At 40.8% G+C, this 15,009-nt stretch carries 11 protein-coding genes and 1 pseudogene; 7 read left to right on the forward strand and 5 right to left on the reverse strand.

What is annotated here, in order from left to right:
- Positions 1-98: 98 nt before the first annotated feature.
- The 5 genes and pseudogenes from J2T13_RS16830 (at position 99) to J2T13_RS16850 (ending at position 6,856) form a co-directional block, all read left to right on the forward strand.
- Positions 99-1,310: a GTP-binding protein gene (locus J2T13_RS16830; protein WP_429373317.1), complete on the forward strand. Its 1,212-nt coding sequence runs from the start codon at positions 99-101 to the stop codon at positions 1,308-1,310.
- A gap of 319 nt (positions 1,311-1,629) precedes the next feature.
- Positions 1,630-1,779, forward strand: a complete 150-nt coding sequence (rpmG, locus tag J2T13_RS16835) for a 50S ribosomal protein L33 (protein ID WP_153978553.1) — start codon at positions 1,630-1,632, stop codon at positions 1,777-1,779.
- A gap of 96 nt (positions 1,780-1,875) precedes the next feature.
- Positions 1,876-2,892 carry a metal ABC transporter substrate-binding protein gene (locus J2T13_RS16840; RefSeq protein ID WP_429373319.1) on the forward strand — a complete coding sequence of 339 codons (1,017 nt, stop codon included), beginning with the start codon at positions 1,876-1,878 and terminating at the stop codon, positions 2,890-2,892.
- Positions 2,893-3,086: 194 nt separating this feature from the next.
- Positions 3,087-4,018: pseudogene (locus tag J2T13_RS16845) on the forward strand (AEC family transporter).
- A gap of 180 nt (positions 4,019-4,198) precedes the next feature.
- Positions 4,199-6,856, forward strand: a complete 2,658-nt coding sequence (locus tag J2T13_RS16850; protein WP_429373321.1) for a stalk domain-containing protein — start codon at positions 4,199-4,201, stop codon at positions 6,854-6,856.
- 179 nt (positions 6,857-7,035) lie between these two features.
- Here J2T13_RS16850 and J2T13_RS16855 read toward each other — a convergent pair whose 3' ends face one another.
- Positions 7,036-7,986, reverse strand: a complete 951-nt coding sequence (locus tag J2T13_RS16855) for an RNA ligase family protein (RefSeq protein ID WP_429373323.1) — start codon at positions 7,984-7,986, stop codon at positions 7,036-7,038.
- Positions 7,987-8,285: 299 nt separating this feature from the next.
- Here J2T13_RS16855 and J2T13_RS16860 point away from each other — a divergent pair, with 299 nt between their 5' ends.
- Complete coding sequence (locus tag J2T13_RS16860; protein WP_429373429.1) at positions 8,286-9,716, forward strand: SulP family inorganic anion transporter; 1,431 nt, start codon at positions 8,286-8,288, stop codon at positions 9,714-9,716.
- Positions 9,717-9,871: 155 nt separating this feature from the next.
- On the opposite strand, the gene J2T13_RS16865 is transcribed toward J2T13_RS16860, so the two are convergent.
- Entirely contained in the window at positions 9,872-10,690 is an 819-nt protein-coding gene (locus tag J2T13_RS16865; protein WP_429373325.1) for a hypothetical protein, read from the reverse strand.
- 376 nt (positions 10,691-11,066) lie between these two features.
- Between J2T13_RS16865 and J2T13_RS16870 the strand changes: the two genes are divergently transcribed.
- A complete protein-coding gene (locus J2T13_RS16870) occupies positions 11,067-12,551 on the forward strand; it encodes a glutamate synthase subunit beta (protein ID WP_429373327.1) in 1,485 nt (494 codons plus the stop codon).
- Between the two features lie 185 nt (positions 12,552-12,736).
- Here J2T13_RS16870 and J2T13_RS16875 read toward each other — a convergent pair whose 3' ends face one another.
- From J2T13_RS16875 to J2T13_RS16885, 3 genes are all read right to left on the reverse strand, one after another.
- A complete protein-coding gene (locus tag J2T13_RS16875) occupies positions 12,737-13,459 on the reverse strand; it encodes an amino acid ABC transporter ATP-binding protein (protein ID WP_429373431.1) in 723 nt (240 codons plus the stop codon).
- A gap of 10 nt (positions 13,460-13,469) precedes the next feature.
- A complete protein-coding gene (locus tag J2T13_RS16880) occupies positions 13,470-14,120 on the reverse strand; it encodes an amino acid ABC transporter permease (protein WP_429373329.1) in 651 nt (216 codons plus the stop codon).
- A 65-nt stretch (positions 14,121-14,185) separates the two neighbouring features.
- Positions 14,186-14,983, reverse strand: a complete 798-nt coding sequence (locus J2T13_RS16885; protein ID WP_429373331.1) for a basic amino acid ABC transporter substrate-binding protein — start codon at positions 14,981-14,983, stop codon at positions 14,186-14,188.
- Positions 14,984-15,009 lie beyond the last annotated feature (26 nt).

Raw genomic sequence — 15,009 nt, forward strand, 5'->3', positions numbered from 1 at the left:
CTTATGTTCATAAGTTGACAAATGCAACAAGGAATTATATATTATATTTTATTAAATCGTAATTATTACTATTAAGTGAGTATTGAAAGGAGAACTTTATGAATACAACAAGAATCCCCGTCACTGTCCTCTGCGGATATTTAGGTTCTGGTAAGACAACTGTGCTCAATCATATCCTGCATAATCGGGACGGGTTGAAGGTAGCTGTCATTGTGAACGACATGAGTCAGGTTAATATTGATGCAAATTTTGTGAAAGGTGAGGCTATTCTTTCGCGTACCGAAGAGAAGTTAGTAGAGATGTCCAACGGTTGCATCTGCTGCACATTACGTGAGGATTTATTAAAAGAAGTCCAAATTCTAGCTGAGGAAGGCAGATTTGATTATATATTGATTGAATCTACAGGGATTAGCGAGCCTGTACCTATTGCCCAGACGTTCTCTTACGCTGACGAATTGTCAGGAATTGATCTGACGCAGTATGCCAAGCTGGATTGCATGGTTACCGTTGTGGATGCGAATCGATTCTGGCATGATTTCGCATCGGGAGAGAGTCTATTGGATCGTAATGAAGCGACAGGAGAAGATGACACTCGTGATGTCGTGGATTTGTTAATTGACCAAATTGAGACCTGCGATGTTCTGCTCCTAAATAAGTGTGACTTGGTCGAGGAGAACGAATTAAATAAGCTGGAAGGTATTATTCGAAAGTTACAGCCAGATGCCAAAATTATACGTACCGTTCGAGGCGAGATTGACCCAACAGAAATTCTGAATACCAATTTATTTGATTTCGATAAGGCAAGTCTAGCACCCGGATGGATTCAAGAGCTTCAACAAGAGCATCATATCCCTGAGACGGATGAGTATGGGATTAGTTCATTTGTATATCGGCGGGTCCAACCCTTTCATCCGCAAAGATTGGCGGAGTTCATGTCAGATTGGCCAGAAGAGGTCGTTCGGGCCAAAGGTCTGGTATGGATCGCTACGGAAGAGGACTTTGCTGCCAGCTTAAGCCAAGCCGGTCCCTCTATTCAATTTGGAGCGGCAGGTTCATGGCTTGCTGCTATGACGGATGCGGAACAACAAGAAGTGTTCAACAATGAACCGGATGCACTTCAGAACTGGGATAGTCAGTGGGGAGATCGAATGAATGAGGTCGTATTTATTGGTATAGGTATGGAACAATCTAAGATTGAACTAGCACTGGATGCTTGTTTGCTTGATGAAGTGGAGATGAAACAAGATTGGTCCGGTTTTGAGAACCCACTACCATGGCTTGTTGAAGAACTGAATCAGACATTTGTCTAAATACTAAATATGACTGCCTGCGCGGTTACCTTATGGATATCTTATGGATATTTAGGAAAGAACTAGGGGCGAGATTTGCCGTGTCTCTGCTTGGCAGATAGCGGATAACATCGGTGCTAAGTAGATTACTGTTCATACTTCTAATTACTTAGGGTAATATATACGACGATGATTGGAAAATAGATGGGTTTGTACGCTAAGAAGAGTAAATATTTCATGTAATAGGGTTGACAATAGTTAAAATGGTAAGTAAAATCATATTTATTCGTAATGTTTACGATTACATATCGTGGTTTCTTATATTTAAGGAGGTGGCAACATGCGTGTTATCGTAACTTTGGCATGTACAGAGTGTGGAGATCGTAATTACACCACGACTAAAAACAAGCGAAATCACCCTGAACGTTTAGAAATGAAGAAATATAGTCCTCGTTTAAAGAAGGTCACGATCCATCGGGAGACTAGATAATTGAACATGCCAAGACAAAAGGATTAAGATTAAGTCCTTTGATAGTCTATATAGATAAGGTTTTATGTGAAAAGAAAAAGGGGATTGTGTATAAAGATGAAATTAAGTAAACAAGTGGTTGTAGCATTGTTGTTCAGTATCGTTTTAGTCGTATCAGGTTGTGGTTCAAATAGTGGGAAGAATGCAAGTACAACGGATACTCCAGCTGAGAGTGGAGATACTTCAGCATCTGGCGATAAATTAAATGTACAGGTGAGTTTCTATCCTATGTACGAATTCACGAAGACTGTAGCTGGAGATTTGGCTGATGTAGAATCGTTAGTTCCTGCAGGAATCGAACCTCATGATTGGGAGCCTACACCGAGGGATCTCGCCAAAATACAAGATGCCGATGTACTTGTCTATAATGGTGCTGGTCTAGAAGGTTGGATGGATCAAGTAACGTCTGCAGTAAACAATGACAAGTTAATTCAAATCGAGGCTAGTCATGGTATTACTACGATGGAGGGTTCAGAGGAAGAAGAAGCTCACGATCATGAGGGTGAAGAGGCTCATGAACACGAGGAGGAAGAAGCTCATAATCATGGTGGACTAGATCCACACGTATGGTTGTCTCCAGTACTTGCTATTCAAGAAGTGCGTAATATCGAAAGTGGGCTTTCTGAAGCTGCACCGGAACACAAAGATGAATTTAAGAAAAATGCGGATGCATACATTGTGAAGCTGGAACAGTTAGATCAAGACTTCAAAAGTGGTTTGAATGACACTAAACGTAAGGATTTCATTACACAACACGCTTCATTTGGATATTTAGCTAAAGAATATAATCTCGTGCAAATAGCGATTGCTGGACTATCTCCGGAACAAGAGCCATCCGCAGCGGATATGGCCACAATAGTGAAGTTTGCTAAGGAGAACAATGTTCAAACGATCTTCTTTGAGACATTAGCTTCTTCTAAGGTAGCTGAGACTATCGCTAAAGAGATTGGCGCTGGGTCTGCTGTTCTGAATCCGATCGAGGGGCTTACAGATGAGGATAAAGCAAATAAGCTTGATTATATAGGCATCATGCGTCAGAATTTAGAGGCGTTGAAGAAAGCATTGAATCAATAAGTATAACATTACGGGAACTATCTAATTCAACGAAACAGGATGAGCGATGAGCTTGTCCTGTTTTTTTATTGATTTTTCATGTATAAAAGTTCTACTTCCTATTAATGAAATAGGTTTTTGGTCTTAGACAGTTCAATGATTATTTAGTAGGCTTATAAACAGTTTTTGATAGAAAGGGAGTTAGGCTAGAAATGATGATCCCAATGGTTTTATCTACGCTTGTTCAAGTCATCGTGCCGATCTCGATACCGGTTATCGTAGGTATTCTGCTTCGAGTATTCAAGAATTTGGATACTAAGCCTTTGTTGACATTATATTTATATGTTCTAAGCCCAGCTATTCTATTAGACACGTTATTAACTGCGGATATTTCTCTCAATGATATCTATAGAACGGCGGCGTTTTCTATCCTTAATCTGCTACTGATGTGGGGAGTGGCTTATGTCGTAGGGAAACTGTTGAAGTTGCCTTCACCTGAGCGCGCTGGGTTGACGTTAATTGCAACCTTTACGAACAGTGTGAACTATGGACTTCCCTTAGTATTACTGACACTAGGACAGCTTGGATTAGATAAAGCATCCGTGTATGTGGTCGGCCAAATGATTATCGTTAATACGATAGGGTGTACTTTGCTGCACGCTCTGAATTTTCAACCCGAGATGCCATTAAATCGGTCTTTAGGCTCCCGGCTGTCTATGCTGCATGGGTAGCCATTCTAGTGCGGATCTGCGATTTACATGTCCCTATAGGTGTAGCGAGTGGGATTTATATGGTTGCTGACGCATATGCACCCGTCGTGTTAACGATACTGGGAGCTCAGATGGCTAGTGTGAACAACGCGGAATTAGATCGGGGCATGCAAAAGGCCTTTTGGGCGGGGTTATGGATTCGTTTATTATTATCACCATTCATTGCCTGGTTTGTGCTATATATATTGAATGTAGAGGGTGTTCTTTTCTCAGTCCTATTGATTCTGGCGTCCATGCCAGTAGCAGTCAATGCTGTTGTTCTTTCAGATAAGTTTAATGCCTCGCCTAAGTTAGTATCGAAGTGTATTTTATGGACAACCTTGGCCTCATTTATCGTCTTACCGATCCTTATATTTCTTGTAGAGTATGACTATTAATGTTTTGAAATAATATACATTGGGTAATATTGGGTTGAAGGTAAATTTCTATATAATGCAGACTAAAAATTTATTAACACAATTGGAAACATTTAGCTTCGTTTTTACGTTAGAATAGAAGTACAAAAGATGTTGGTACAAAAGATGTTGGTAGAAAAGTGAATATAAGGAGATGAAAGTGTGCGCAAAATATTATCCATGCTAATTGCAAGTATCATGATCGTATCGGTTTTATTTCAGTCTCAAGTACAGGCGGCTCCAGCTATAAGTATTTATATCAATGGTGTAAAGTTATCTACAGATCAAGCCCCAATGATGATTAAGAATCGAGCGATGCTACCTTTAAGAGCTATTTTTGAAGCCTTAGATGCAAAGGTATTCTGGAATCAAAAGGCGAAGACGGTAACAGCAAAGAAGGATGGGACAACCATTGTGCTGAAGCTAGGATCTAAGACAGCTACAATTAACAATGTTAAGGTTAATTTAGATGTTCCAGCTCAATCAAAAAAGGGTAGAACGATGGTTCCCGTACGTTTTGTTAGTGAAGCAATGGGCGATGAAGTCATATGGAATAAGTCAACGAGTAGTGTGTTCATTACCACTTCTGCTCCAGACGAGAGTGTGAGCGGGGTATCTTACGTTACAGCTCAAATTATCGGGCAGTCTGGAGATGGGCGTGATCTAAGGGTTAGCTTTGCTAAACCAAGCAGTGAAGTAAATATAGATCATTATCGTGTTCTGATAGTGAAATCAGCCAATACATCAGCGTTTAACATAGGCAAAGCGAGTGCAGTCTCAGCTAACAATTATACAAGGGTAGCTGTAGGTAGCCAAGATTCATCCATCACTTTATCTGCTCAATCGCGAGATGTGGATGGGGAACTTATTAGCACTAATAAATCCTATACGGCATTTGTATTAACCGTTGCTAAAGGGAGTGGATCAAGTGAACTTTCCAGTCCTTCGGCGGTTGTTACAGTAGGTAGTAATCAATCTGTATTAGCTGTGAACAGTGTCGCTGTTCGTGATGTGAGTGACTACGGAGACGGACGAGATTTATCCGTTACTTTCACTAAACCTACAAGCGATGGAGATATTGCTAACTATCGTGTTCTGGTTGTCAAGACGAGCGATGCTAGTAAATTCACCATTGCGACAGCAAATAATGTAGCGTCTCAGAATTATACTAGTGTGACCAAATCAGGTTCTACATTGACAACAGCGTTATCTTCATCTTCTAGGGACACTTCGGGTGAAGTGATTAAAAGCAATGTGCCTTATACAGTGTTTGTACTGTCCGTGAGCAACATAGCGAATGTTTCTAATAAATTATCATCAGCTTCCACCTCGATATCATTAACCAATAACAGCATCACAACACCTGTTATTACAAGTGTTACAGATGTGAGTAACAACGGAGATGGACGAGATTTAAGAATTAACTTCAATAAAATTGTGAATGAGAGTACGATCAGTGCTTATCGGATATTTGTAGTCAAAGCTAATAATGCTAATTCTTTTAATCTAACAGCAGCGAATGCAGTGGGTAGCTCTAATTACACGCAGTTCAATAAGACAGGATCTAATATTAGCCAGATATTAGCCTCAAATGCAAGAGATGTGGATGGTTCAAGTATTCAAAATGGTGTGAGTTACAAGGTATTTGTATTAGCGGTTGGTACAGGGAGTTATTCAGGTACAAATACGCTATCTGCAGCATCTTCGGCAATCACATTAAGTAATAATGGCAATGTTACTGTAACGAATATTAGCGTTAGTGATGTTAATGATTATGGTGATGGACGTGATCTGTCGGTAGCATTTAACCGAGTAAGCGATGAGTCAAACATTAGCCATTATCGTGTGATGATCGTGCCATCCTCCTACTCAAGTTCTTTTAATTTAGCAGCAGCGAATGCCGTAAGCAGTGCCAATTTCACACAAGTGAATAAGACAGGGTACAATCTTACGCAAATACTTTCATCCAATGCAAGAGATATATATGGTGCACTTATTCAGAATGGTGTGAGTTACAAGGTCTTTGTATTATCTGTAAGTAACGGAAGCTCAAGTAATACACTGTCTTCTAGTTCTTCTGCTATTTCGTTATCTTTGAACTCAACCATTGTCGCACCTACGAATGTGGCAGCAAGTATAATTAATAATTTCGGTGATGGTAGGGATATCGAAGTTACTTTTAACAAAGCTTCTAATGAGAATTACATCTCTGAGTACAGAATCATGGTTGTTCGGGCTGATAGCTATGGCGGGTTTACTCTACCGGTAGCTAATTCAGTTACAAGTAAAAATTATACTAGGGTAGTTAAGCAAGGTACCAATATACGTCAAGCTTTATCTAGCACAGCTACAGATACAAGTGGAAATATAATCACTAGAGGGGTTTCGTATAGAGTCTTTGTTCTTTCTGTATCCGATGGAAGAGTAAATACGGTCAATGCTCTCTCTGCAGCATCTGGACAAGTGAGTTTAGGTGCACCGGTCACTGTAGCGGCAGTTACTTATTTGGCCGCTGCAAGAGATGTTAACGGTAATATTACGGTCTACTTTGACAAAGTGAATGACCAGACGAATGTTGCCTCGTATACCGTAATGGCCGTGAAAGGCGTTACAAACATTGATTTGGCAACTGCGAATCAAGTAAGTACTAATTCAATAAAGGTGTCAACATCAGCCGATCCTAGAAAAACGCCAATAGTATTGAATGTTGATACAGCGGGTAAAGCTTTTGAGAGAGGTGTTTCGTATTCAATATATATCCTAACTGTTGCGAAGAATTCAGGGACCTCAGCCTTATCTAGCAATTTTGTGGTTTATTAGTAGCTTAATTAACCCGATACAATAGATTTATATGAACTTACAAAAACCCCCTCAAAGTTAAACCAACTTTGAGGGGGTTTTTTTCTGAATAATCAGAAAATGTAAACGTTATAAAATTTCATGCTTAAACAGATATCTCCCTTTGTGATGAGGTCGTGATCGTTTATCCTTGGCTGAGCCTATTTGTTCTGACTGAAATGACAATCGGATATAGACATACGCTCGATGATACTTTGAATAACAGGGTGTCTTAAGGTTCCGCTGTGATTCCATTCTAGGAAGTTCACTTTAACCACGATTGTTGGTTCTAACCAAATATCGTCTCTGCTTCGCTGGGGAACGTTCGAGAAAGGACATGTCCCTATCTTTAGGGGAAGCATCCTTCTCGTAAGTGTGGCCCATTCCGTCATCGTTAATTTTCCAGCTCCTGCATTCCCAATGTATATGTAATTTCCTTGCTCATTAAATAGTCCTAGAAGAAGAGAACTTACGCTACCCTCTTTATACGTTAATCCACCCACGACGGCATACAAGTCCTGTTCTGTTTTTACTTTTTGCCAACGGTTATCTTTACCATGGATAACGTATGAGCTGTTTATATTTTTACTAATAATTCCTTCCATTTCTTGTTGTTTAATAGCCTCAAATAACGTTGTACCCTCTTGGAAATTTTGGGCAAGTTGCACATGTGGTTGCGGTTTGATGATTTCGTTCAGGAGATTCTGTCTCACAGACAGAGGCTGATCTATGACCCACTTACCATTTGCGAAAAGAACGTCAAAAACAATATAAGTCACCGCGACCTGTCGAGAAGCTAATTCAATACTCTGTTGCTTGCGAGCGCTATCTCTTTTCATAATTTCATGAAATGAAGGTTTACCCGCCTCCCAGGCTACAATTTCTCCATCAATAATGAAGGATGAGGCTGAGCAGTAGATGTTAGGAGACTGAAATTCAGGATATTGTTTTGTTCGATCATTTTGTTTGCGATTCATTAACTTAACATGTTGACCATCATAATAGATAAGCATTCTTACGCCGTCCCACTTCACTTGCGCAATCCACTCTGGACCTGTGGGTATTTTTTCTGTACGGATAGGCTCAAACGGTACAATAGGATTAAGTTCCATAGGATCTCCTTGAGTATATTTCTATTGATTTTAAGTTTGCCCAAGATTATACGGTCATAATCTTGGGCAAGGGCTAGAATGACGGAGAATAGATGGAGTTTAAGCGTTTAGTTTACATATCTATTTTTAATTTTGTGAATTTACTACATAGCAGATATAATCGTTTCTATGAGTGTTGCATCGGATCATTTATTCATTGAGAGAGAAAAGTAACCTTTTAAGTGCTAGGTAGTCGACTTTTTGGACCAGCACTAATAGTAATAAGGAGGAATTCTAGTTTGGGTCAACGACAACAACATATGGGATGGTTCTCTAATCCACGTCATGACATATTATCTGGATTGACAGTGGCTATTGCTCTGATTCCAGAAGCGATTGCGTTCTCACTGATTGCAGGTGTGAGTCCGATGGTTGGGCTTTATGCTTCCTTCAGTATTGCTATCGTGATTGCTTTTGCCGGTGGCCGCCCAGGTATGATTTCAGCGGCGACAGGAGCAATGGCTCTCTTAATTGGGGGGCTGGTCAAAGATCATGGTGTGGAGTATTTGTTCGCCGCTACGATATTGGCAGGAGTCCTCCAATTCATTATGGGGGTATTGAAGCTTGGAAGATTGATTAATTTTGTACCTCATTCTGTCATGACAGGGTTTGTGAATTCATTAGGAATCCTTATATTTTTTACGCAGCTTAAATATTTTGAGGGGCAAAGCTGGATAATGTATGGGTTGGTTGCTTTAACGTTAGCTATTATCTACATTTTACCCAAGTTCACTAAGGCTGTTCCGGCAGCATTAGTCGCGATTATTGTAGTGTCTATTTTTAGTGTAGTCATGAATTTCAATGTCAAAACCGTAGGTGATTTAGGGAGTATAACGAATACTTTACCCGTATTTCATTTGCCCATCATTTCATTCTCAATGGAAACACTGCTGATCATTTTACCGTATTCATTATCACTGGCTGTGGTAGGTCTACTGGAGTCATTGCTGACAGCTAGTCTCATTGATGATATTACGAATACAAGTAGCAACAAGAACCGAGAAATGAAGGGTCAAGGACTAGCCAATATGGTGACAGGGTTTTTCGGTGGAATGGCAGGTTGTGCCATGATTGGTCAATCGATGGTGAACATGAAATCTGGAGGACGAACACGGTTATCGACGTTGGTATCAGGAGTGGGATTACTTTTCCTCATCATGGTGCTCGGTAGTGTCGTGAAGCAGATTCCAATGGCAGCGCTAGTCGGTGTGATGATCATGGTCTCTATTACTACATTTGACTGGAGTTCCCTGAGATCTTTACACAAAATTCCGAGGACAGATGCCCTAGTCATGCTGGTTACTGTGGTAACTGTGTTGGCCACTCATAATCTATCGATTGGTGTATTGGTTGGGGTGCTGCTGAGTGCGCTAGCATTCGCTTGGAAAATGGCTAAGATTCATATGATTACCGAACTCAGAGCCAGTGTTAAAATCTATACCGTGTCAGGTCAAATGTTCTTCGGTACGGTTACTCATTTCGTAAATGAATTTCATTATGAAGATGATCCAGATGCGATAACCATCGATTTCTCTAATTCTCATGTCTGGGATCATTCCGCTGTCAATGCGATCTCCAAAGTGATCTCAAAGTACGAACAGTTGGATAAAAAGGTAAATATTATGGGGCTGAATAAAGAAAGTCTACAATTAGTTGAGAAGATAGGACTAAGTGTGTCTAATAGCCATTGAATAGGGGTGCCCTTCCTTTATAAAGAAGAGATAGGCACTCGTGACCCACATGTAAAGCAGCTATTGCAGAGAATATTCTGCGATAGCTGCTTTTTGGCATTAATCGGGTGTGTTCTGCATGTTCAGTTCCTATTGTAGAATCTAACCCTAACGATTTACTTCGTGGCAATCTGGGATTTCACTTGGGCATGGATCGTCGTTATTTTATTCTCTAATGTGTAGATCTTCTCCTTCAGTTCAAAAATTTGTTGGGAGCATAATAGCATTCTCTCAAGGGACTTTAAAGTATTGTTCACTTCGCCTTTCTTGACGACTTGCTTGAAGAGGGTTGTTTCCGATGTCAATTGTTTCTTAGAAGCACTAACTGTACTCTTCGCTGCTTTAATCTGAACCTTGATAGGATCTCTTGCCCCTAGCATATTACGAAGTGACTTTTTAGTTTTAGCCGTCTGACTTTTGGCTAATTGTAGTGCACTTACTTTATTAGCAACATCTATTCTTGCCATTTGAACCGCAACCTTCATAGTGGATACTTGTGACTTGAGGGCAGTACTTAACTCCTTGTTCTTTACCTTGTTAGCCATCGTGATCTGCTGATTAAGTGCAGTGTACAGTGTGAATAGTGGCTTATATCGTTCTCTGGCTTGTTTCAGTTGGGTGTCGAGCTTACTTAGTTTATCTTCATCGATTTGTTTGATTTGTTTGCGAAGATTAATGATGACTTCTTCGTTAACAAAATGTATGCTCTCGATCTTCGTATCCCATTCCAGATGTTTCTGTTGTAGATTGAGCACTTCGGAGTAACGCTTCTTCAAGGTAGCTGCGGAGGATGAGTCCGTACTGGATAGCATCGTGTTGAAGGCAGATTGTGCTGAAGCTGATAATTCCAGAGAAGACGCCATTACCGTTAGGGGAGAGAGCGTAAGCAGTGTAAGAGCCATGAGTAGAATGATGAATCTTCTAGTAAGGGACATGATTAAACCTCCTTCAAAGTAAGATACAAAAAGCACCTGTAATAAAGGCTTTAATCAGCCTTAATATACAGGTGCTTCCCGCAACAGAATGTACTAAATGTATCAATTTCCATAAATATACATGATACTCATGCAGATCGTCAAGTACAAATGTTCGTATGTTGAGGGCAGAAATAAGGGATCCAGCAAATGGTAGCTACGATAGCTTTGATACCGAATTATGCTAGACGAGAAATAGCGTTTTCATCAAGTTATGGGAAAGTTTATGTAAGGGTTGCTGTGAAAGGTGATCTTATTCACTCCTTTATACTCATTGAAATGCTAGTATATAGTTTATTTAGCGGAGCATTGTATTCGGCTAGAGGGGGATGAGTAGATGGGAAAAGTGACAGGGTTTATGGAATATCAACGAGAAGTTCCGACGGAAATAGAGCCGCTTGAACGAATCAAGCACTGGCAGGAATTTGGCATACCGATGCAGGAGGAGAATCTTCAGCAGCAAGCTGCAAGATGTATGGATTGTGGGACTCCCTTTTGTCATGTAGGACAGCTTCTTTCAGGAATGACTACAGGATGTCCGCTTCATAATCTGATACCTGAGTGGAATGATCAGGTATTTCATGGTAGATGGAGAGAAGCATTGAAACGAATGCATAAAACGAATAATTTCCCTGAGTTTACAGGTAGGGTCTGCCCTGCTCCCTGTGAAGGTTCCTGTACAGTGGGACTCAACGGTTCTCCTGTAACGATTAAGAATATTGAGAAGGCTATTGTCGACAGAGGATTTGCTGAAGGTTGGATTGTTCCAGAACCCCCAATGATGCGTACTGGCAAGAAGGTTGCCGTTGTAGGTTCAGGACCTGCAGGGTTAGCGTGTGCCGCCCAACTGAACAAAGCGGGGCATCAGGTTACGGTATATGAACGAGCAGATCGTATTGGCGGTCTACTTATGTATGGCATTCCTAATATGAAACTGGACAAAGCGGTTGTCCAGCGAAGAGTAGATCTTCTTACAGCAGAGGGAATCACATTCGTAACAGGTACTGAAGTGGGTAAGGATATCGTTTATTCTGAATTAAAGGCAGCGTTTGATGCTACGGTATTATGTGGAGGGGCTACACAAGCTAGAGATCTGATCGTGGAAGGAAGGCAACTTCAAGGTATACATCAAGCGATGGACTTCCTGACTCAGAATACGAAAAGTCTGCTAGATTCTGAGTTACAAGATGGACTGTATCTATCGGCTAAAGATAAAGACGTTATTGTCATTGGTGGAGGAGATACGGGAACAGATTGTGTAGCAACAGCCATACGTCATGGTTGTCGAAGTGTGAAGCAGTTGGAGATTATGCCGGAGCTACCTATGGAGCGTCAGCCGAGTAATGCATGGCCAGAATGGCCTAAAGTACTGAAGGTAGATTATGGTCAGCAAGAAGCGACAAGATTATATGAGCATGATCCTCGTCGTTATTTAGTATCAACGAAACGCTTTATTGGAGATGAACATGGGCAGGTCAAGGCATTACTCACGGTGCAGATAGAGTGGAAAGTCGATGATCAAGGAAGATTGGTTCCTCAAGAGGTACCTGGAAGTGAGGAAATAATTCCAGGGCAGATGGTATTTCTTGCTATGGGCTTTACGGGTCCAGAAGCCCATTTGCTCAAGCAATGTGGTGTTGAACAGGACGAACGGTCCAACGTAAAGGCTGATTTCGGTCAACAGGCTACCAATGTAGAGGGCATATTTACCGCTGGTGATATGCACCGAGGCCAGAGTCTTGTAGTATGGGCTATTCATGAAGGACGCCAGGCAGCACATGAAGTAGATCTGTATTTAATGGGTTCAACTGAATTGTCCTAATGCTGTATTCATATGAACAACGGCAGTTACCTCGCTCTGAGTAACTGCCGTTGTTTGTTATCATCTTCAGGATGAAGAATCGAAAGTCCAATTCGATGTGAACATACTCTTCTTCTATTGTACTTCGTGATAATTCTTGAATTACTTAAAGTGCGTGATCAAAAGATATCTTTTTGAACAACCTCTTAAAGCACTTTAGAAAGGAATGCTCTGGTTCGCTCTTGGGTTGAATGCTCAAATAGATCCTCGGGCTTGCCCTCCTCCACGATAACACCTTGCTCCATGAACAAGACTCGGTCGCCAACCTCGCGTGCGAAGCCCATCTCATGAGTAACGACGATCATCGTCATGCCCTCTTTGGCTAAATCCTTCATGACAGAGAGAACCTCACCTACCATTTCCGGATCAAGCGCAGAAGTAGGCTCATCGAATAACATGATTTTGGGCTCCATGGCCAGAGCACGGGCTATTGCAACGCGCTGAGCTTGGCCGCCAGAGAGGGAATCTGGATATACATTAGCTTTCTCAGAAAGACCCACCTTATCAAGTAACTCTAGCGCTTTATTCCGTGATTTTCCCGCAGACCATTTACGAACTTGTATAGGAGCAAGAGTGATGTTATCGATAACTTTCATGTGTGGGAAAAGATTAAATTGCTGAAAAACCATTCCTACCTCGGTACGAATGTCTGCGATCTTTGTTCTACCATCCATCAGGGACTCGCCCTCGATAATAATATTGCCGCTCTGGGGTTGTTCCAAAGCATTTAAACAACGTAGAAAAGTGGATTTACCTGATCCAGAAGGACCAATGATAACAACGACCTCTTGGCTATATATGTTCAGATTGATATTTGTGAGTACCATATGAGAACCAAATGACTTATTCAGATTAATGACATCGATCATCGCTTCCATGCTAGGCCACTTTCCTTTCTAGAACATTCAGCAATTTGCTTAAAGAATAAGTCAGAATGAAATAAATAAGCGCTGCGGTTAAATAGGGCTCCCATATACGGTAGTATTGACCGCTCATTAAGTTGGTCCAATACATCATTTCAGGGGCAGCGATAATGGCGACAAGAGAGGAGTCTTTGACCAATACAATAAATTCATTACCGAATGCTGGGATCATACGTTTAATGGCTTGCGGCAGAATAACAAAGCGCATAGCTTGATTATGTGTCATACCGAGAGAATAAGCAGCTTCCTTTTGTCCAGTGCTGATAGATTGAATACCTGCTCTGTATATCTCGGCTGTATAAGCAGCTGAGTTGAGTGACAGAGCTGTTATCGCAGCCATTATGGGATCAGATTTTCCAATGATTAATGGGATCAGACCGAAATGAACAATTAGAATTTGAACATATAGCGGTGTTCCTCTAAAAAAATGGACATATGCATTCATTGGCCACTTCACAAGTGTACGTGGGGACATTTTCCCGAATCCGATAAACAGACCTAGAATGGATCCAATAACAATAGATCCAATCGAGATGCCGATAGTTAGTAAGGTGCCCTTTAAGATAAGAGGAAGGTATTCAACAATAATATCCAGTCTAAAATCCATAAAACTCTTCCTTTCTCTAAAGGTCCATAAAAGTAGACGCTAGCGATCGTAGATCTGAGTGTTATTTATTGTACAGTTAATAGTTTGGATGTATCAGGTTCCTCTCCAAACCACTTTTTATAAATTTCTGTATATTTTCCATTCTCTATAACCTTCTTTATGGCAGGGTCTATTTGTTTCTTTAACTCGCTTCCTTTTGGATAGAGGAGGCCGTAATACTCTGAGCCAAAATTGTCGGTATCCAGTATGCCTACGAGTTTATTCTTAGGATTATTTTTAATATATTCTCTAACAATGGCAACATCAGCGACTACAGCATCCACACCATTATGTTCGAGTTCAAGTAGGGCGAGGGTGTTACTATCAAACCTTTTCAAGTCAGTGTTCGTTTGCCCCATAATGTCAGACATCAATGTATCAGCCGTTGTAGCACCTTGAACACCTACTTTCTTATCTTGTAGATCAAGTGCTGTTGTGATGTTACTTCCTTCTTTGACCATGATCATATTCGTGGACTCAAAATAAGGGATAGAGAAGTCATAGGTTTCTTTCCTTTCATCTGTAATAGATACACTAGAAATGCTTCCCTTGTATTCTGTGCCTTGTTTAACACTCTCAAGCATCGTATCCCAACCAACATTTTTGATTTCATAGGGGATTCCTGCTTCCTTCATGACCTCAGCTAAGAAGTCAATGTCAAAGCCTGTGAGTTTGTCTTTATCCATGAATTCCATCGGGGCATAAGAAGCATCTGTTGCAAACACAATCTTCTCTTTATTCTCGCTGGTAGAAGTGCTGCATCCCGCAATAGTTAATACTACAAACGTAAATGTTATTATAACTGACATAAAGTTCCTGTTCATAGGTGAGCCTCCTCAGTTTTTTGATT

The organism is Paenibacillus sp. DS2015 (assembly GCF_050433705.1).
In the GTDB taxonomy this organism is placed as follows: domain Bacteria; phylum Bacillota; class Bacilli; order Paenibacillales; family Paenibacillaceae; genus Paenibacillus_AQ.

Excerpts from the sequence above, each read along its gene's own strand:
- J2T13_RS16830 (WP_429373317.1), top strand. The coding sequence starts at position 99 with ATGAATACAACAAGAATCCCCGTCACTGTCCTCTGCGGATATTTAGGT.
- rpmG (WP_153978553.1), top strand. The coding sequence starts at position 1,630 with ATGCGTGTTATCGTAACTTTGGCATGTACAGAGTGTGGAGATCGTAAT.
- J2T13_RS16840 (WP_429373319.1), top strand. The coding sequence starts at position 1,876 with ATGAAATTAAGTAAACAAGTGGTTGTAGCATTGTTGTTCAGTATCGTT.
- J2T13_RS16855 (WP_429373323.1), bottom strand. The coding sequence starts at position 7,986 with ATGGAACTTAATCCTATTGTACCGTTTGAGCCTATCCGTACAGAAAAA.
- J2T13_RS16860 (WP_429373429.1), top strand. The coding sequence starts at position 8,286 with ATGGGATGGTTCTCTAATCCACGTCATGACATATTATCTGGATTGACA.
- J2T13_RS16865 (WP_429373325.1), bottom strand. The coding sequence starts at position 10,690 with ATGTCCCTTACTAGAAGATTCATCATTCTACTCATGGCTCTTACACTG.
- J2T13_RS16870 (WP_429373327.1), top strand. The coding sequence starts at position 11,067 with ATGGGAAAAGTGACAGGGTTTATGGAATATCAACGAGAAGTTCCGACG.
- J2T13_RS16875 (WP_429373431.1), bottom strand. The coding sequence starts at position 13,459 with ATGATCGATGTCATTAATCTGAATAAGTCATTTGGTTCTCATATGGTA.
- J2T13_RS16880 (WP_429373329.1), bottom strand. The coding sequence starts at position 14,120 with ATGGATTTTAGACTGGATATTATTGTTGAATACCTTCCTCTTATCTTA.
- J2T13_RS16885 (WP_429373331.1), bottom strand. The coding sequence starts at position 14,983 with ATGAACAGGAACTTTATGTCAGTTATAATAACATTTACGTTTGTAGTA.